This window comes from Ancylobacter sp. (assembly GCF_965279025.1).
GTDB lineage: Bacteria > Pseudomonadota > Alphaproteobacteria > Rhizobiales > Xanthobacteraceae > Ancylobacter.
On record NZ_OZ257132.1, the window covers coordinates 2,428,048 to 2,444,328 of the forward strand.

Sequence of the window (16,281 nt, forward strand, 5' to 3'; positions counted from 1 at the left end):
TGCGGCCGAGGGCTCCTAGCGGGATGGGCGGGGCGCGTTCGGATAAGCGCACGTTGGGCATCCGGGGCCGCGCGTCCGTCAAGGCGCGCTGGCTTTCCTGCCCGGCGTGGAACGCACCCCGCCCGCCACCGGCCGGAGCCTCGCCCCGGCGGGTGGGTGCCTCTGGCCTCCGCGCGCTGATCTTGGCCAGCGCGCCGGAGGGCACCGCACCCGCCATCAGCTGAGGCCTCGGCCCGGAGGGGCGTGGCGCGGCCGGCCGCCGCGCTGGGATTCCCGGGCAGCGCGGTGCGCGCCACGCCCCTTCGTCATCGAGCCGCCGGCGGCATCCGCCGGCCTTTCAACCTTCCCAGATTGAGGAGCACGCGCATGGACAGCCATGTTCGCGAACGGGAGAGCCTTGTTCCCAGCCGGCGCCAGGCGCTTTGCCTTGGCGCGGCGCTTGTGACCGTGCCGACGGGCAGTCTGGAGCTGGCAGTGCCGGCACCGACCCTCGCAGCGCCGGCCCCCGCCGATCCGCTGCAGCGCGCCCGTGCGGCGTGGCTGACCTTCGCCGCCGCCATGGATGAGCTGGCGGCGCCGGGTGATGGCTGGATGCTGGAGGGCGCCGGCGCGCGGCGTGCTGCGCATGGGCGGCCGGCCGAGGCCTGGGTCTATGCCAGCCGCCTGACCTATGAGTGGCAGGCCGATCCGCGCCTGCGCGCCGGCGGCTTCCTCGATGAACGCGCCGAGCCGATCGACCTATGGCGCAAGCCCCGCGTCTCCCAGCCGGAGGGGCGGGCATGAGCACGCAATCCATGATGCCGGCACGCCTCGCCCCTAACCGGCGCCAGGCGCTCGCCCTCGGCGCGGCCTTGGTCGCGGTGCCGACGGGTGCCCTCACGATACCGGCGCCCCTCTCGCCGCAGGAGCGGATCGCCCGCGCGGTGCGGGAGATCGAGACGGCGCTCGCCGAGATCTATCCCGGCGCCAGCCAGCACCCGATCCTGCAGCTGCCGGACCCTGACGCCTTCGCCTCGCCGGTGTTTCCCGATGGCAGCTTCACCCCCGGCCAGATGGCTATGGTGTCTGTCTCCGCCGATTCCTTCGGCGATCGCTTCGCCGCCGGGCTCAAGAGCCGCACCGCCACCGACTGGTTCGGCAGGAGGGTGGCATGAGCAGCGACCTGTTCGGGCAGGCGGTGCCGGCGACGGCGCTGCTCTCTCCCCAGCTGCGGCTGGAGATCGTGCCCAGCGACGCGATGGAGCCGACGCTGCGCAGCCAGTGGGACCACGTGCTGGTGCGCCCCTGCACGCGCTATGAGGGCGAGGGAATCTATCTGCTGCAGGACGTGTTTGGCGGGCGCAAGCTCACCCGCGCCTCCAGCGTGCTCGGCGGGCCGGGGCATATCCTGCTGCACGTCGACAACAAGCATTATGGCGAGCACCTCGTGCCGCGCGAGGCGTTCGAGGACAACGTGCTCGCCATCGTGGTCGCCGATGTGAAGGTGCGCGACGCGCGGCTGCTTAGCCAGGTGCAGCGCCATGGCGAGGTGCGGCCATGAACGCCCACACCCGCGAGTTCGTCATGGTGGAGCGCCAGCGCCTGCGCGAGCGGGCCGAGCGCACCATCGAGGCGCTGATCGTGCTGCTCGACGAGCTGGACGCCGACCCGGACGAGGAAGACGGCGGCGACGGCGAGCCGGACAGCGATGGCGAGCCCTCGCTTGGCTGGGAGGGCGGCCGGCCGGGCGTGTTCGCCGGCGGCACCGGCCGCTGGGATTGCGACTGCGAGCACGATCCGGCGGAGAGCGGGCTTGTCGGTTCGGATGGCGTGATCGAGTAGCGGGGCGGGCGATGCGTCAGGCGGTCAACATTTTCGTTGCGGAGTACGTTTCGAGACTTGTCTCGTTACATCGAGTCACGCATACTGCGTTCAATGCTTCGCAACCAGGATCGTCCCATGTCCCTCATCATCCCCAAGATCGGCGGCCCGCTCACCGAGCGGTACTTCACCTCCGACCAGGTCGCCCTGCTCACCGGCATCTCTCCCGAGAAGCAGCGCACCCTGCGCTCGCGCGACCTCATCCCCTTCGAGGGCGACGTCGAGCCCATCCGCCGCGAGCGTTCGCGGCTGGTGACGTGGAATATCGTGATGAAGTGGGCGCTGCTCGCCGAAGTCACCAAGTTCGGCATCGACACCAAGTCGGCCGCCAACTTCGCCAATGCGGAGTGCTTCGACAACATGGCGTATTTCGACTTCACCCGCGAGGGCGAGACGCCGCTCTATGCCTTCTGCCGCCCCAAGGCGGGCGATCCCGAGAGCTTCAAGGACGTGACGACCGGCTCCGGCCAGATTCCCTTCGACGACAGCCGCTTCTGGGGCCGCTTCTTCTTCGGCATCGACTATTCCGAGCTGCAGCGCACCGTCCTCAAGCGCCTCGAAGCGCTCTAGGGCAACCGTCCATGCTGGGCCTCGTCTCCTCCCTCTTTGACCGCGCCAAGAGCGCGCTGCGCCCGGCCTCGCGCTCCTATGAGGGCGCGGCGACGGGCCGGCGTGCGACCGGCTGGGGCGCGATGCGCAACCAGCACGGCGCGGCGCAGGCGGCGCGGGCGCCGCTCGGCTATCGCGCCCGCTATCTCGTGGCGAACAACCCGCACGCGGCCGCCGCCAAGGCGGCCTGGGTGGCGGCGCTGGTCGGCACCGGCATCGTGCCGGCCGTGACGGGCGCGCTGGCGGCGCGCTGGACGGCGTGGACGGATGAGGCGGACGCCGACGGCCTGATGGACTTCTATGGCCTCACTGCGCTGATGGTCGGTGGCATGGTGGTGGATGGCGAGGCGCTGGCGCTGCTGATCGCCACCCCGGCGGGCCTGCGTATCCGCGTGCTCGATCCCGACCAGCTCGATGCCTCGCTCACCCGCCCACTGCCCGATGGCGGGCGCATCGTCAACGGCGTGGAGTTCGATGTCTTCGGCTCCCGCGTCGCCTACTGGATCGTGAAGGAGCGCCCCGAGATCGGCCTCGGTCTCAACCTCCAGCCGGTGCGCGTGCCGGCCGAGGACGTGGTGCATCTGTTCCGCCCGGACTTCCCCGGCCAGGTGCGCGGCGTTTCGTGGTTCGCCCCGGCGATCCTGCGGCTGGCCGAGCACGACGAGTGGCACGGCGCCCAGCTGGTGCGGCAGAAGGTCGGCGCGCTGCTGACCGGCCTCATCACCACCAATGACGGCACCGTGCCGTTCGGCGGCGAGGCGCAGGGCGAGGCGCTGATCGGCTCGCTGGAGCCGGGCGCCATGGTGGTGCTGCCGCCGGGCAAGGACGTGACCTTCTCCAACCCGCCCGCGATCGCGCAGGAGGCCAACGACTTCGCCCGCATCACCCTGCACGAGATCGCCGCCGCGCTCGGCCTGCCCTATGAGGTGCTGACCGGCGACCTTTCCAGCGTCAATTATTCCTCGATCCGCGCCGGCCTCGTCGAGTGGCGCCGCCGGGTAGAGATGATCCAGCACAACGTGATCGTGTTCCAGGCGCTGCGCCCCATCTGGCGCCGCTGGGCGATGATCGAGAGCCTGCAGGGCCGGATTGCCGCCCGCCCGCAGGAGCTGCTCCCGGTGCGCTGGATCACCCCGAAGCAGCAATGGGTGGACCCGGCCAAGGACGTGCAGGCGGAGATCGAGGCGATCAATGCCGGGCTGATGAGCCGGCGCGAGGCGGTTGCCGCGCGCGGCATGGATGTCGGCGCGCTCGATGCCGAGATCGCCGCCGACAAGGCCCGCGAGGCGAGCCTCGGCCTCACCTTCACCGCGCCCGCCAAGGTGGCCCCCGCCGCCGCCCCGGCCATCCCTGTCACGGAGGAAGCAGTATGAACGCTCCCACCGAGATCCTCACCCGCCGCGCGCCGCTCCCCGCCTCCAGCTGGGATGCCGACAGCCAGACCTTCGAGGCCGTGCTCTCCACCGGCGCCGCTGTCGAGCGCTGGGACGTGCGCGGCCCCTATGACGAGATTCTCCTCCTGTCGCAGCCGGCCTGGCCCGCCCGCGTGCCCCTGCTCGACAGCCACGGAAGGGAGAGCGTGGACCGCCAGCTCGGGAACGTCGACACGCTGCGCGTGGTCGGCGGGGACCTCCTCGGGCGCGCCACGCTCTCCCGCCACAATCCCCGCTCCCGGCGCATCGCCGCCGAGCTGTCGGACGGTGCCACTTTCGGCATCTCCATCGGCTACGGCGTCGAGCGCTGGTCCGAGCGCACAAACCCGAAGACCGGCCGCCGCGAGAAGGTGGCCGAGCGCTTCACCCTGATCGAGGCCAGCCTCGTCGTTGTCCCCGCCGACCCGCATGCAGGCATCAGGAGCCACGACATGACGGTCAGCACCGAGCCGGCGCCCGCGCCCGCTCCCTCCACCCAGCCCCTCAACCCGCCGGCCGCTGCAGAGCGCGCCGCCATCAACATGGAGATCCGTTCCATCGCCAACGTCGCCGGCCTCGATCAGGGCTGGATCGACAGCCAGATCGACACCAACGCCACCACCGACGCCGCCCGTGGCGCCGCCTTCGCCGCCATGCAGGCCCGCAGCGCCCCGCTGCAGACCTTCCACCCCACGGCGGCGACCGTCACTCAGGAGCACACTGACCCGGCGGCGATCCGTTCCGCCATGGGCGAGGCTCTCGCCCATCGCCTTGCCCCCGGCCGGGTGAAGCTGGAGGGGCGCTCGCGCGCCTATGCCGGCTTCCGCATGCTGGACATGATCGGCGACCTCGCCCAGGCGCGCGGCGAGCGCCTTAACCTGCGCGACCAGAACGCGCTGATGGAGCGTGCCGTCGGCGCCCATTCCACCAGCGACTTCCCCCTCCTGCTGGCGGACGCGGCCAACAAGGCCCTGCTCGCCAACTACGCCGCCGCCGAGCCGACCTATCGCCTGATCGCCGCCCGGCGCGTCTTCAACGACTTCCGAGAGCACGATTTCCTGCGCATCGGCGACTTCGGGCGTTTCCAGGAAACCAACGAGGGCGGCGAGCTGAAGTACACCACCCTCTCGGAGAACCGCGAGAAGGTGCGGGCGAAGGAGCTGAATGCCGGCATCGCCATCGGCCGCCGCGCCCTCATCAATGACGACCTGTCGGCGCTGGCGGACTTCTCCTCCATGATCGCCATCCGCGCCGCCAGCGACGAGAACGCCCGCGTCTACGGCCTGCTCGCCGCCAATGCCGCCCTGTCCGACGGCAAGGCGCTGTTCCATGCCGACCACGGCAACAAGGCCACCACCGGCGCCGCCCTCTCGGTCATCTCGGTCGGCCTCGCCGTCGCCTCCCTGCGCAAGCAGAAGAGCCTCGACGGCGTGCCGCTCAACCTTGCCCCCCGCTTCCTCGTGGTCGGGCCGGACACCGAGCTTGCGGCCCGCCAGGTGCTCGCCGCCATCACCGCCGCCAAGGCGGGCGATGTGAACCCGTGGGCGGGCACGATGGAGCTGGTGGTCGACGCCAACATCACCGGCGCCGGCTGGTACGTCATGGCGGACCCCGCTGCGGCGCCCAGCCTTGTCTATGGCTACGTCTCCGGCGCTGAGGGGCCGCAGATCCGCACCGAGATCGACTTCGACACCCGCGCCGTCAAGGTCGCGGCCGGGCTCGACTTCGGCTGCGGCGTCATCGACTTCCGTGGCCTCTACAAGAACGAGGGCGCGTGATGGCGGTCAAGGACAGCCTCGAAGACCGCCTTGCCCGGCTGCGTTCGGTGCGCGCCGACGGCGTCCGCCGCCTGCGCTACACCGACGGCAAGGAGGTCGAGTATCGCACCGACAGCGAGCTCGCCGCCGCCATCGCCGACGTCGAGCGCCAGATCGCCGGGGCAAACGCCCCGGCGAAGGTCGTCTATCTCGCAACCAGCAAAGGGCTCTGACGATGGCGCGCACGGGAGCCAAGCACACCCAGGCAGACATCGCTCGCGCGCTGCGCGCGCTGAAGCAGGCGGGCATGCAGAAGGAGTCTCAGGTGGAGGCTCGCCCCGACGGCACGATCGTGATCGCGCCGTTGGACAAGAAGCACGCGGGCACGGCTCATGCGGCCGAGCCCGAGCACGACATCGTGCTGTGAGGTAGGGCATGCCGAAGAAACGCCCCCCTTTCCTTCATCGCGAGCGCTCGCGGCACGGGATCCCGGTTTGGTACGTCCGCCGGGATCACGGGCCGCGCATTCGCCTGCGCGCCGAATATGATTCGGCTGAGTTCTGGGAGGAGTACAAGGCGGCTCTCGCGGGCACCGCGCCGGCGAAGAAGGGCGGGCGGCCGGGCTCGCTCGAATGGGCAATCACCCGCTACCGTGCCAGCTCGGCTTGGGCGGCGCTGGCGCCCGCGACGCGCCGGCAGCGGGAGAACATCTTCCACCAGGTCGAGAAGACCGCCGGCAAGGAGCTTCTTTCGCAGATCACCCAGAAGGTCATCATTGCGGGCCGCGAGCGCCGCTCGGCGCACCCGCATGCCGCGAACAACTTCCTGAAGGCGATGCGCGGTTTCTTCGACTGGGCGGCCGGCGACGGCAATCTGGTGAAGGACAACCCCTGTATCGGCGTGAAGCTGCTCAAGGGCAGCAATGACGATGTGGGCTTCCACACATGGAATGAGGACGAGCTTGCCCGCTTCGAGGCCAAGTGGCCGGTGGGAACCCGCCAGCGCCTCGCCTTCGACATCCTCCTCTATACGGGCCTGCGCCGGGGCGACGCCGTGAAGCTGGGCCGCCAGCACGTTCAGGACGGGCTGATTACGCTGCGGACTGAGAAGACGGGCGAGCCGGTCACGCTGCCGATCCTTGAGCCGCTGGCGCACTCCATCGCGGCGACGACGACGGGCGACCTGACTTTCCTCGTGACGGAGCGCGGCAAGCCCTTCGTGAAGGAGAGCTTCGGCAACTGGTTTCGTCAGGCCTGCACGGCGGCGAAGTGCCAGGGCTCGGCTCATGGCCTCCGCAAGGCGGGCGCGACGCGGGCGGCGGAAAATGGAGCGACGGAGCGTCAGCTGATGGCGCTGTTTGGCTGGTCGACGAACAAGATGGCGGCGCTTTACACGCGCACGGCCGAGAAAAAGCGGCTGGCCACGGATGCTGCCCAGCTTCTGCTGCGGAAACAGTCCACGAACAAAAACGCCCGCACCTTCTCTCGAAGTGCGGGCGCGAAGCCGAAAACCTCAGAAAAATCACGAGGTTAGAAAATGAGTGGTGCCCAGGAGAGGACTCGAACCTCCACGGTGTTACCCACACGGACCTGAACCGTGCGCGTCTACCAATTCCGCCACCTGGGCATGTGCCTTGCGGCACGGCGGCGAGACATAGTCGGGTGGACTCCCTCTTGTCAACGCGCCTTTCGCACCGGAGGTCACACAGCGGTGGAAATCTCTTCGCGAGGTGGATGGGCGCCTTGCAAGCTGCCATTGCCGACTGCGGGCGCTGCTGCCACGCCAAGCTGCCGATGGCGACTGCGGGGTGCCGCCTGGCGCGCAGGCGGCTGCGGCCTCGCCGGGCCGGTACATGCGCCACTCCTCCTGCCATCCTCGCTCGGCAAGGGCGCGCGCAACCGCTGTCCCACCGCCGGTGCTGTCCGCTGCCCGGCAGCGGGCGTATCCCGGATGGCGGCGAGGCGTCGCGGCGCGACGGCGCGCGAACGCTGGACGCTGCCGCGGCGGCGCGCTAATCGTCGTGGCATGCCAATGCCGGGCCGGGAGACACACATGGTCGACGCCACGAACGAATTGCCGCTGGAGAGCGAGGCTGAGCTGGTCCGCCGCGCGGCGCCGATGGAGCGGCTGGTGACGATCTATGGCGGTTCCGGCTTTGTCGGCCGCCATGTGGTGCGCGCGCTGGCCCGCCTTGGATGGCGCGTGCGTGTCGCGGTGCGCCGGCCGGACCTTGCCGGCCATCTGCAGCCGCTCGGCGCGGTAGGGCAGATCGTGCCGGTGCAGGCCAATCTGCGCTATCCCGCCTCCGTTTTGCGGGCGGCGGAAGGGGCGGAGGTGGTCATCAACCTCGTCGGCGTGCTGCATGAGAGCGGCCGCCAGAGCTTCGAGGCGGTCCACGCCTTCGGGGCAAGCCAGGTGGCGCAGGCGGCCCGGGAAGTGGGCGCGCGGCTGATCCACGGCTCCGCCATCGGCGCTTCGGCCGATTCCGAATCATTCTACGCCCGCAGCAAGGCGGCGGGCGAGGTGGCAGCGCTTGAGGCGGTGCCCGGCGCCGTGGTCATCCGGCCGTCCATTGTTTTCGGGCCGGAGGATGATTTCTTCAATCGCTTTGCCGCCATGGCGCGGCTTTCCCCGATGCTGCCGCTGATCGGCGGCGGGGGCACGCGCTTCCAGCCGGTGTTTGTCGGCGATGTCGCCAGCGCCTTCGCCAAGGCGGTGGATGGCGGCGCGCGGCCCGGCACGACCTATGAGCTCGGCGGGCCGGAAGTGCTGACCTTCAAGCAGCTGATGGAGCTTCTGCTGGCCGAGATCGACCGCAAGCGGCTGCTGGTGCCGATGCCGGCGTCGCTGGCGGCGTTCAACGCCCGCTTCCTGGAATTGCTGCCCAACCCACTGCTCACCCGCGACCAGGTGCGCCTGCTGGGCTATGACAATGTGGTCTCGGACGTCGCCAAGGCCGAGGGCCGCACGCTGGAAGGGCTCGGCATCGCGCCGACGGCGCTTGGCGCCATCCTGCCCGGCTATCTCTGGCGCTACCGCAAGGCCGGCCAGTTCTCCCGGCCGGAAGCCGCCTGAACCTTATCTTCGCTTGCCAAAAGAAAAGCCGCCGGGCGCGCGCGTCCGGCGGCTTTTTCATGGGGTTCAGCCCACCAGCGCCAGAGCCACCAGCCCGACGCCGCCCACGCCGATGCGCCACCAGCCGAACGGCGCGAAGCCGTGGCGGGAGACGAAGGCGATGAGGCCGCGCACCACCGCCAGCGCCGCGATGAAGGCGGCAATGAAGCCCACCGCGATGAGGGTCGCGTCGTCGGCGTTCAGCGCGTCGCGATTCTTGTAGAGATCATAGGCGAAGGCGCCGGTCATGGTGGGCAGGGCGAGGAAGAAGGAGAATTCCGCCGCCGCCGGCTTGCTGGCGCCCAGCAGCAGGCCGCCGACAATGGTCGAGCCCGAGCGCGACACGCCGGGAAACATGGCGAGGCACTGGATGAAGCCGATTTTCAGCGCCAGCTTCGGCGGGAAGGCCATGGCGTCCTCATAGACCGGCTTCATCTTCAGCGTGTCGACCCACAACAGCACGATGCCGCCGAGAATCAGCATCACGCAGATCAGCGAGGGCGTCTCGAACAGCACGCTCTTGATGAAGCCGTGCGCGAAGGCGCCGATCACCGCTGCCGGCAGGAAGGCGATGAGGATGCCGAGGACGAAATTGCGCGAGCGCGGGCTGGAGGGGAGGGTGACCAGCACGCGCAGGAACCGCTGAAAATACACGACCAGCAGGGCGAGGATCGCGCCGAGCTGGATGACGACCTCGAACACCTTGCCCTCGCTCTCGAAGCCGAGGAAATGGCCGGCGAGAAGGATATGGCCGGTGGAAGAGACAGGCAGGAACTCGGTAAAGCCTTCCAGCAGGCCGAGAAGAAAGGCTTCGAGCAAGGTGCCGAACGACATGAGGCGGATTCCGTGGGAAGAGGTGGCCGAAGAGACGGACGGGACGACGGATGGGGGCGCCGGGGCGCGAAACGCGCGCATCCTGTCCGCTTCGCACCGCACAAGCAACGTGACGCTGTGTCAGGCACAGCGCGGCCGCGCGAAATAAAGTAGGGTTGCCGACCGGGCGTATCTCGGCCCGACATGAATCCGCCTCAACCGGCAGGTCCATTTCCACTCGGTCGGCGTTGTCAGCAAACGGCAACGTTTGGGAGTTTTACATGAGAAGTCTGGTTGCGGGCCTTCTGCTGTCCTTGGCGCTGGCGGGCGCTGCGGTCGCGCAGGAACGCGGTTATGTGACGACGAACGTCAATCTGCGGGCGGGTCCCGGTACAGATTACCCCGTCGTGGTGGTGCTCGGGGCGGGCGCTCCGCTCGGCATTTTCGGCTGCCTCGACGATTATAGCTGGTGCGACGTGGCCGTGGACGATGTGCGCGGCTGGGTAGCGGCGGCGTATATCGAGGCCGATTATCGCGGCCGTCGCGTTGAATTCTATGACTATGCGCCGTCGTTCGGCGTGCCCATCGTCGCCTTCAGCTTCAACGATTACTGGGGCCGCTATTACCGTGGCCGCCCCTGGTACACGACCAATGACCGCTGGTACCGCCCGCGTCCGCCGGGCCCGCGCCCGGGCTGGCGTCCGCCGCCTCCGGGCGGCTGGGGGCCCGGTGGTCCGGTCTGGAATGGTCCAGGGCGACCGGGTGGTCCCGGCGGTCCCGGCTGGGGTGGCCCCGGCAGGCCGGGTGGTCCCGGCGGTCCGGGCGGTCCGGGTTGGGGCGGTCCAGGTCGGCCGGGTGGTCCCGGCGGTCCGGGAGGTCCGGATTGGGGCGGTCCAGGTCGGCCTGGCGGTCCCGGCGGCCCGGGCAATCCCGGTGGTCCCGGCAGGCCGGGCGGTCCCGGCGGGCCGGGCAACCCGGGTGGTCCCGGCGGGCCTGGTGGTCCGGGAGGTCCCGGCTGGGGTGGTCCCGGCAATCCGGGTGGCCCGGGTGGCCGTCCCCCGCAGGGCGGGCGTCCCGAGCAGGGTCGTCCTCCGGGTCAGGGCGGGCGTCCCGAACAGGGTCGTCCCCCGGGTCAGGGTGGGCGTCCCGAGCAGGGTCGTCCCCCGGGTCAGGGCGGTCGTCCCGAGCAGGGCCGTCCTCCGGGTCAGGGCGGTCGTCCCGAACAGGGCCGTCCTCCGGGTCAGGGCGGTCGTCCCGAACAGGGCCGTCCTCCGGGTCAGGGCGGGCGTCCCGAGCAGGGCCGTCCTCCGGGTCAGGGTGGTCGTCCCGAACAGGGCCGTCCTCCCCAGCAGGGTGGTCGCCCCGAACAGGGTCGCCCGCCGCAGGGACAGCGCCCGCAGCAGGGGCGTGGCCAGTGCATGCCGGGGGCGCCCGGCTGCAACATCTGACGTGAGGCGCGCGATGCCCGGTGAACATTGCCGGGCATCGCTGTCGCACACTTGAAATATACCCGCCGCTCCTGTAGAGGGTGCGGCCTTCAAGAACCGCCCGGCTACAAGGGCTGCCGTGGCGGTTCGAACGCTCACACTAGATTGGGCCGGACGTCCCTTCGGGGAGGCTGCCGGCCGTGGAGATCGAGCCAAATGCCCAAGATGAAGACCAAGTCCGGAGCGAAGAAGCGCTTCAAGCTCTCCGGCACCGGCAAGGTGATCATGGCCCAGGCCAATAAGCGCCATGGCATGATCAAGCGTACCAACAAGCAGATCCGCGATCAGCGCGGCACCACGGTCATGTCCGAGCGTGATGCTTTCAACGTTCGCAAGTTCTTTCTGCCCAACGGCTGACGCCCCCTAGCCAGTACCAGGAGAAAATCCCATGGCACGTGTCAAACGCGGCGTCACTTCCCACGCCAAGCACAAGAAGGTGCTCAAGGCGGCGAAGGGCTATTATGGCCGCCGCAAGAATACCATCCGTATCGCCAAGCAGGCCGTCGAAAAGGCGCAGCAATACGCCTATCGCGACCGTAAGGTTAAGAAGCGCAATTTCCGCGCGCTCTGGATCCAGCGTATCAACGCCGCGACCCGCGAGCTCGGCTTTACCTATGGCCGGTTTATCGACGGTCTCAGCAAGGCCGGGATCGAAGTCGACCGCAAGGTGCTCTCGGATATCGCCATCCACGAGCCCGCCGCCTTCGCGGCGCTGGTCGAGCAGGCCAAGGCAGCGCTGGAAAGCGCCGCGGCGGACAAGCAGGCCGCCTGATCTTCCAGATTTTCGTCTGGACCACGAATTCAGAAAGCCCCGCGCGCGAGCGTGGGGCTTTTCGTCGTTAGGCGGCTGGGCTAAGAGACCGCAACCCACGCGCCGTCATCCTGAGGTGCCCGGCGTCAGCCGGGCCTCGAAGGATGGCCGCCGCAGATGAGCATCCTTCGAGGCTCACTGCGTTCGCACCTCAGGATGACGGCGGAGCCCTGGTTTTCCGACGTGTATCCTTCGTCATGGCCGGGCCTGCGCTGGCCATTCGCGCCTGTATTTCGTCGAGGTCTGACCCCATGCCCGTTGCCGCCCTACCCGATCTCGACGCGCTGGAGCGCGAGCTGACCGCGGGCATCGCCGTCGCCGCCGACGAGCCGGCGCTGGAAGCCATCCGCGTCGCTGCGCTCGGCAAGAAGGGCTCGGTCTCCGAGCTGCTGAAGAGCCTGGGCGGCATGAGCCCGGAGGAGCGCAAGAGCGCCGGCCCGGCGATCAACGGCCTGCGCGACCGCCTCAACGAGGCGCTTGGCACGCGCCGCACCGAGCTGAAGGGCGCCGCGCTGGCGAAGCGGCTGGAGACCGAGCGCGTCGACGTCACGCTGCCCGTGCGCGAGACGCCGGCGGAACTCGGGCGCCTTCACCCGATCAGCCAAGTGATCGACGAACTCACCGCGATCTTTGCCGATATGGGCTTCGCCGTGGCGGAAGGCCCCGATATCGAGGATGACTTCCACAATTTCACCGCGCTGAACTTCCCCGAGGGGCACCCGGCGCGCGAGATGCACGACACGTTCTACCTGCCCACCAAGGAGGACGGCTCGCGCCTCGTGCTGCGCACGCACACCTCGCCGGTGCAGGTGCGCACCATGCTCTCGCAGAAGCCGCCGATCCGCGTCATCTGCCCCGGCCGCACCTATCGCTCGGACAGCGACCAGACCCACACGCCGATGTTTCATCAGGTGGAGGGCCTCGTCATCGACAAGCAGGCCAACCTCGGCCATCTCAAATGGATCCTCGAGGAGTTCTGCAAGGCGTTCTTCGAGGTGGACAATGTGAAGATGCGGTTCCGCCCGTCCTTCTTCCCCTTCACCGAGCCGTCCATGGAGGTCGACATCCAGTGCGACCGCTCGCGCCCCGGCGAGATCCGCTTCGGCGAGGGCTCGGACTGGCTGGAGATTCTCGGCTGCGGCATGGTGCACCCGAACGTGCTGCGCAATTGCGGGCTGGACCCGGACGAATATCAGGGCTTCGCCTGGGGCATGGGCATCGATCGCATCGCCATGCTGAAATACGGCATGCCGGACCTGCGCGCCTTCTTCGAGGCGGATGTGCGCTGGCTGTCGCATTACGGCTTCCGGCCCCTGGACTTCCCGACCCTGGCGGGAGGGCTGAGCGCGTGAGCAAGGCACCCTTCTGGTCGACCGAGCGGCTCGCCGCCATGGAGACGGCGCAGCTCAAGCAGCTTCTCGCCAATGCGCAGGCGCGCGGCGCCTCGGAGCTGGTGGCGCTGTGCGAGGAGGTTCTGGCCACGCGCGGCCCGGTGAAGAAGCCGTCCTCCTCCTCGTCCTCAGGCTCCTCATCCGCGTCGTCGGGCAGGCGGGCCGCACGGGACTATGTCGCGCAGTTCCATTTCGTCTGCGAGAACGATCGCGGTGTCACCACCGACGGCGAAGGGTTCTTCTGGACCGGCTCGTGGGTCGTTCCGGAAGACGACGTCATCAAGAGCATGCAGGCCGGCGGCAAGGTGGCGTTGCACAGCTCGCGCGCCGAGATGTCCTACCGGCAGGGCAAGATTCTCGACTACCGCAAGAGCGATGGCGACTCCGCGAAGAAGCGCAATATCGGCATCGAGTTTCTGGTAGCCGCCGACGACGTTCCTCTCGCCTGGTCCGGCGATGGCGCGGGCGAAAAGGGCTATCGCTGGGCAAGCCACGCCCAGGGCAAATGAACGAGCGGAACGGTAGGGCACTCCCATGAAATTCACCCTCTCCTGGCTGCGCGAGCATCTTGCCGGCGACTATGGGCTCGACGACGTCACCGGCGCGCTCAACCGCATCGGGCTGGAAGTGGAAGGCGTCGAGGACAAGGCGGCGAAGCTGCGCGGCTTCACCATCGCCTATGTCGTCTCCGCCGTTCAGCACCCCAATGCCGACAAGCTGCGCGTGTGCATGGTCGACACCGGTGCCGGCGAGCCGGTGCAGGTGGTGTGCGGCGCCCCCAATGCCCGCACCGGCATGAAGAGCGTGTTCTCCCCGCCCGGCACCTATATTCCCGGCAAGGACATGACGCTCGGCATCGGCACCATTCGCGGCGTCGAGAGCCGGGGCATGCTGTGCTCGGCCGCCGAGCTGCAGCTGTCCGAGGACCATGACGGCATTCTCGACCTGCCCGAGGACGCCCCCGTCGGCGCCACCTATGTCGACTGGATCGGCCTCGACGACCCGGTGATCGAGATCGCGGTGACGCCGAACCGTGCCGACGCGCTCGGCGTGCACGGCATCGCCCGCGACCTCGCCGCCGCCGGCCTCGGCACGCTGGTGGAAGACGCCATCGCCCCGGTGGCCGGCAGCTTCCCGTGCCCAGTCTCGGTGACCATCGCGCCAGACGCGCCGTGCCCGGCCTTCGCGATGCGGCTGGTGCGCGGGGTGAAGAACGGCCCCTCGCCGGACTGGCTGCAGGCCAAGCTGCGCGCTATCGGCCTGCGCCCGATCAACGCGCTGGTGGACGTGACCAACCTCCTGACCTTCGACCAGAACCGCCCGCTGCATGTGTTCGACGCCGCCAAGGTACAGGGCAACCTTGTCGTGCGCCGCGCTATTGCGGGGGAGAGCCTGAAGGCGCTGGACGGCAAGACCTACGCGCTTGATGAGACCATCTGCGTCATCGCCGACGACAAGGGCGTGGAATCGCTCGCCGGCGTCATGGGCGGCGAGGAATCGGGCTGCGACGAGGGCACGACCGACGTGCTGGTCGAATCCGCGCTGTGGGAGCCGATCAACATCGCCCAGACCGGCCGCAAGCTGGGGCTGAACTCCGATGCCCGCTTCCGTTTCGAGCGCGGCATCGACCCGGCCTTCACCGTGCCGGGGCTGGAGCTGGCGACGCGGTTGATCCTCGATCTGTGCGGTGGCGAGGCCTCCGAGGTCGTGCTGGCGGGAGCGATCCCGGACACCACGCGCGTCGTCGATTTTCCGCTCAACCTCACCGAGAAGCTCACCGGGCTGGTGGCGAATGACGAGGAGCAGGTGGCGATCCTGCGCCGGCTTGGCTTCACGGTGGAAGGTAATGTCGGCACGGTGCGGGTGACGCCGCCGAGCTGGCGCGGCGATGTCGAGGGCAAGGCCGACCTCGTGGAAGAGGTGATCCGCATCGCCGGCCTCGACCGGGTGCCGTCCACGCCCTTCCCGCGCGACGAGACCGCCCGAAAGAGCGTGCTCACCACGCTGCAGCTGCGCACCCGCAAGGGCAAGCGGGCGCTGGCGGCGCGCGGGCTGGTGGAGGCCGTCACCTGGTCCTTCGTGCCGAAGGCGCAGGCCGAACTGTTCGGCGGCGGCGCGCCGGAACTGGCGCTGGCTAACCCCATCGCCTCCGATCTCTCCGACATGCGCCCCAGCCTGTTGCCGGGCCTCGTCCGCTCGGGTCAGGCCAATGCCGATCGAGGGCAGGGCGATGTCGCGCTGTTCGAGGTGGGGCAGGTGTTCAAGGGCGATCGCCCGCAGGACCAGTTCATCGCCGCTACCGGCATCCGCCGGGCCACGGCCAGGCCCAGCGGTGCCGGGCGCCACTGGTCCGGCAAGGCGTTGCCGGTCGATGCCTTCGATGCCAAGGCTGATGCGCTGGCGCTGCTCGCCGCCTGCGGCGCGCCGGTGGCGAATCTGCAGATCTCGACCGATGCGCCGGGCTGGTTCCACCCCGGCCGCTCCGGCACGTTCCGCCTCGGCCCCAATGTGATCGGCCATTTCGGCGAGTTGCACCCGTCCGTGCTGGAGGGGCTGGACGTGGCGGGCCCGCTTGTCGGCTTCGAAATCCTGCTCGACCGCATTCCCGAGCCGAAGGCCAAGGCAACGCGGGTGAAGCCGCTGCTGGAACTCGCCGCCTTCCAACCGGTGGAGCGCGACTTCGCCTTCGTGGTTGCGCGGGGTGTCAGCGCAGGCGATCTCGTCAAGGCGGCGGCCGGCGTCGACCGCAAGCTCATCACCGCCGTGAATGTGTTCGACCTGTATGAGGGTCCCGGTGTCGATGCCGACAAGAAGTCGGTGGCGCTCTCCGTCACGCTGCAGCCGCGTGAGAAGACACTGACCGATGCCGAGATCGAGGCGGTGGCGGGCAAGATCGTCGCGGAAGTGGCGAAGAAGACCGGCGCCACCTTGCGCGGGTGAAGCGCTGAGAGACATCCCCGGGGCCTGGCCCGGGGATGCACTTCTTTCTTCGAGGCCGAAGGGCAGCCTCAGATGGCCGGACTCAGC

The 16,281-nt window shown here is 69.1% G+C and carries 18 protein-coding genes and 1 tRNA gene; 17 read left to right on the forward strand and 2 right to left on the reverse strand.

Translation table 11 applies throughout. The features are described 5' to 3' along the window. The first annotated feature begins 366 nt into the window (after positions 1–366). The 10 genes from ACQY76_RS11085 (at position 367) to ACQY76_RS11130 (ending at position 7,171) form a co-directional block, all read left to right on the forward strand. A complete protein-coding gene (locus tag ACQY76_RS11085) occupies positions 367–783 on the forward strand; it encodes a hypothetical protein (RefSeq protein ID WP_428028801.1) in 417 nt (138 codons plus the stop codon). Then, entirely contained in the window at positions 780–1,154 is a 375-nt protein-coding gene (locus tag ACQY76_RS11090; protein ID WP_428028802.1) for a hypothetical protein, read from the forward strand. The genes ACQY76_RS11085 and ACQY76_RS11090 overlap by 4 nt, the downstream gene beginning before the upstream one ends. Next, positions 1,151–1,540, forward strand: a complete 390-nt coding sequence (locus ACQY76_RS11095; RefSeq protein WP_428028803.1) for a hypothetical protein — start codon at positions 1,151–1,153, stop codon at positions 1,538–1,540. The genes ACQY76_RS11090 and ACQY76_RS11095 overlap by 4 nt, the downstream gene beginning before the upstream one ends. Next, a complete protein-coding gene (locus ACQY76_RS11100) occupies positions 1,537–1,821 on the forward strand; it encodes a hypothetical protein (RefSeq protein WP_428028804.1) in 285 nt (94 codons plus the stop codon). Before ACQY76_RS11095 ends, ACQY76_RS11100 begins: the two co-directional genes overlap by 4 nt. A gap of 117 nt (positions 1,822–1,938) precedes the next feature. Next, complete coding sequence (locus ACQY76_RS11105) at positions 1,939–2,430, forward strand: hypothetical protein (protein ID WP_428028805.1); 492 nt, start codon at positions 1,939–1,941, stop codon at positions 2,428–2,430. An 11-nt stretch (positions 2,431–2,441) separates the two neighbouring features. Continuing rightward, positions 2,442–3,842 carry a phage portal protein gene (locus tag ACQY76_RS11110; protein WP_428028806.1) on the forward strand — a complete coding sequence of 467 codons (1,401 nt, stop codon included), beginning with the start codon at positions 2,442–2,444 and terminating at the stop codon, positions 3,840–3,842. Further along, positions 3,839–5,659 (forward strand): prohead protease/major capsid protein fusion protein, encoded by a 1,821-nt coding sequence (locus ACQY76_RS11115; protein ID WP_428028807.1) that lies wholly within the window; start codon positions 3,839–3,841, stop codon positions 5,657–5,659. Before ACQY76_RS11110 ends, ACQY76_RS11115 begins: the two co-directional genes overlap by 4 nt. Then, positions 5,659–5,871: a phage head-tail joining protein gene (locus ACQY76_RS11120; RefSeq protein ID WP_018389384.1), complete on the forward strand. Its 213-nt coding sequence runs from the start codon at positions 5,659–5,661 to the stop codon at positions 5,869–5,871. Before ACQY76_RS11115 ends, ACQY76_RS11120 begins: the two co-directional genes overlap by 1 nt. Before the next feature lie 2 nt (positions 5,872–5,873). Continuing rightward, on the forward strand, positions 5,874–6,065 hold the full coding sequence (locus ACQY76_RS11125) for a hypothetical protein (protein ID WP_018389385.1): 192 nt from the start codon (positions 5,874–5,876) through the stop codon (positions 6,063–6,065). Positions 6,066–6,073: 8 nt separating this feature from the next. Further along, positions 6,074–7,171, forward strand: a complete 1,098-nt coding sequence (locus ACQY76_RS11130; RefSeq protein ID WP_428028808.1) for a tyrosine-type recombinase/integrase — start codon at positions 6,074–6,076, stop codon at positions 7,169–7,171. Positions 7,172–7,179: 8 nt separating this feature from the next. Here the strand turns inward: ACQY76_RS11130 and ACQY76_RS11135 are convergent. Further along, a tRNA-Leu gene (locus ACQY76_RS11135) sits at positions 7,180–7,264 on the reverse strand. A 426-nt stretch (positions 7,265–7,690) separates the two neighbouring features. Here ACQY76_RS11135 and ACQY76_RS11140 point away from each other — a divergent pair. Next, positions 7,691–8,713, forward strand: coding sequence for a complex I NDUFA9 subunit family protein (locus ACQY76_RS11140; RefSeq protein ID WP_428028809.1), 1,023 nt, complete (start codon positions 7,691–7,693; stop codon positions 8,711–8,713). Between the two features lie 66 nt (positions 8,714–8,779). Here the strand turns inward: ACQY76_RS11140 and ACQY76_RS11145 are convergent, their stop codons facing one another. Next, positions 8,780–9,586 carry an undecaprenyl-diphosphate phosphatase gene (locus ACQY76_RS11145; RefSeq protein WP_428028810.1) on the reverse strand — a complete coding sequence of 269 codons (807 nt, stop codon included), beginning with the start codon at positions 9,584–9,586 and terminating at the stop codon, positions 8,780–8,782. 260 nt (positions 9,587–9,846) lie between these two features. On the opposite strand from ACQY76_RS11145, the gene ACQY76_RS11150 reads away from it, so the two are divergent. The 6 genes from ACQY76_RS11150 (at position 9,847) to pheT (ending at position 16,194) form a co-directional block, all read left to right on the forward strand. Further along, entirely contained in the window at positions 9,847–11,013 is a 1,167-nt protein-coding gene (locus ACQY76_RS11150; protein ID WP_428028811.1) for an SH3 domain-containing protein, read from the forward strand. Positions 11,014–11,208: 195 nt separating this feature from the next. Further along, the gene (gene rpmI, locus ACQY76_RS11155; protein WP_091437955.1) at positions 11,209–11,409 is read left to right on the forward strand and encodes a 50S ribosomal protein L35; all 201 of its coding nucleotides are present in this window, start codon (positions 11,209–11,211) and stop codon (positions 11,407–11,409) included. Positions 11,410–11,440: 31 nt separating this feature from the next. Beyond that, positions 11,441–11,824, forward strand: a complete 384-nt coding sequence (gene rplT, locus ACQY76_RS11160) for a 50S ribosomal protein L20 (RefSeq protein ID WP_428028812.1) — start codon at positions 11,441–11,443, stop codon at positions 11,822–11,824. A 290-nt stretch (positions 11,825–12,114) separates the two neighbouring features. Continuing rightward, on the forward strand, positions 12,115–13,215 hold the full coding sequence (pheS, locus tag ACQY76_RS11165; protein ID WP_428028813.1) for a phenylalanine--tRNA ligase subunit alpha: 1,101 nt from the start codon (positions 12,115–12,117) through the stop codon (positions 13,213–13,215). Further along, positions 13,212–13,763, forward strand: a complete 552-nt coding sequence (locus ACQY76_RS11170; RefSeq protein WP_428028814.1) for a hypothetical protein — start codon at positions 13,212–13,214, stop codon at positions 13,761–13,763. The genes pheS and ACQY76_RS11170 overlap by 4 nt, the downstream gene beginning before the upstream one ends. Positions 13,764–13,788: 25 nt before the next feature. Continuing rightward, complete coding sequence (pheT, locus tag ACQY76_RS11175) at positions 13,789–16,194, forward strand: phenylalanine--tRNA ligase subunit beta (protein ID WP_428028815.1); 2,406 nt, start codon at positions 13,789–13,791, stop codon at positions 16,192–16,194. Positions 16,195–16,281 lie beyond the last annotated feature (87 nt).

Coding starts and splice junctions, on each gene's coding strand:
- ACQY76_RS11085 (WP_428028801.1), top strand. CDS start 367: ATGGACAGCCATGTTCGCGAACGGGAGAGCCTTGTTCCCAGCCGGCGC.
- ACQY76_RS11090 (WP_428028802.1), top strand. CDS start 780: ATGAGCACGCAATCCATGATGCCGGCACGCCTCGCCCCTAACCGGCGC.
- ACQY76_RS11095 (WP_428028803.1), top strand. CDS start 1,151: ATGAGCAGCGACCTGTTCGGGCAGGCGGTGCCGGCGACGGCGCTGCTC.
- ACQY76_RS11100 (WP_428028804.1), top strand. CDS start 1,537: ATGAACGCCCACACCCGCGAGTTCGTCATGGTGGAGCGCCAGCGCCTG.
- ACQY76_RS11105 (WP_428028805.1), top strand. CDS start 1,939: ATGTCCCTCATCATCCCCAAGATCGGCGGCCCGCTCACCGAGCGGTAC.
- ACQY76_RS11110 (WP_428028806.1), top strand. CDS start 2,442: ATGCTGGGCCTCGTCTCCTCCCTCTTTGACCGCGCCAAGAGCGCGCTG.
- ACQY76_RS11115 (WP_428028807.1), top strand. CDS start 3,839: ATGAACGCTCCCACCGAGATCCTCACCCGCCGCGCGCCGCTCCCCGCC.
- ACQY76_RS11120 (WP_018389384.1), top strand. CDS start 5,659: ATGGCGGTCAAGGACAGCCTCGAAGACCGCCTTGCCCGGCTGCGTTCG.
- ACQY76_RS11125 (WP_018389385.1), top strand. CDS start 5,874: ATGGCGCGCACGGGAGCCAAGCACACCCAGGCAGACATCGCTCGCGCG.
- ACQY76_RS11130 (WP_428028808.1), top strand. CDS start 6,074: ATGCCGAAGAAACGCCCCCCTTTCCTTCATCGCGAGCGCTCGCGGCAC.
- ACQY76_RS11140 (WP_428028809.1), top strand. CDS start 7,691: ATGGTCGACGCCACGAACGAATTGCCGCTGGAGAGCGAGGCTGAGCTG.
- ACQY76_RS11145 (WP_428028810.1), bottom strand. CDS start 9,586: ATGTCGTTCGGCACCTTGCTCGAAGCCTTTCTTCTCGGCCTGCTGGAA.
- ACQY76_RS11150 (WP_428028811.1), top strand. CDS start 9,847: ATGAGAAGTCTGGTTGCGGGCCTTCTGCTGTCCTTGGCGCTGGCGGGC.
- rpmI (WP_091437955.1), top strand. CDS start 11,209: ATGCCCAAGATGAAGACCAAGTCCGGAGCGAAGAAGCGCTTCAAGCTC.
- rplT (WP_428028812.1), top strand. CDS start 11,441: ATGGCACGTGTCAAACGCGGCGTCACTTCCCACGCCAAGCACAAGAAG.
- pheS (WP_428028813.1), top strand. CDS start 12,115: ATGCCCGTTGCCGCCCTACCCGATCTCGACGCGCTGGAGCGCGAGCTG.
- pheT (WP_428028815.1), top strand. CDS start 13,789: ATGAAATTCACCCTCTCCTGGCTGCGCGAGCATCTTGCCGGCGACTAT.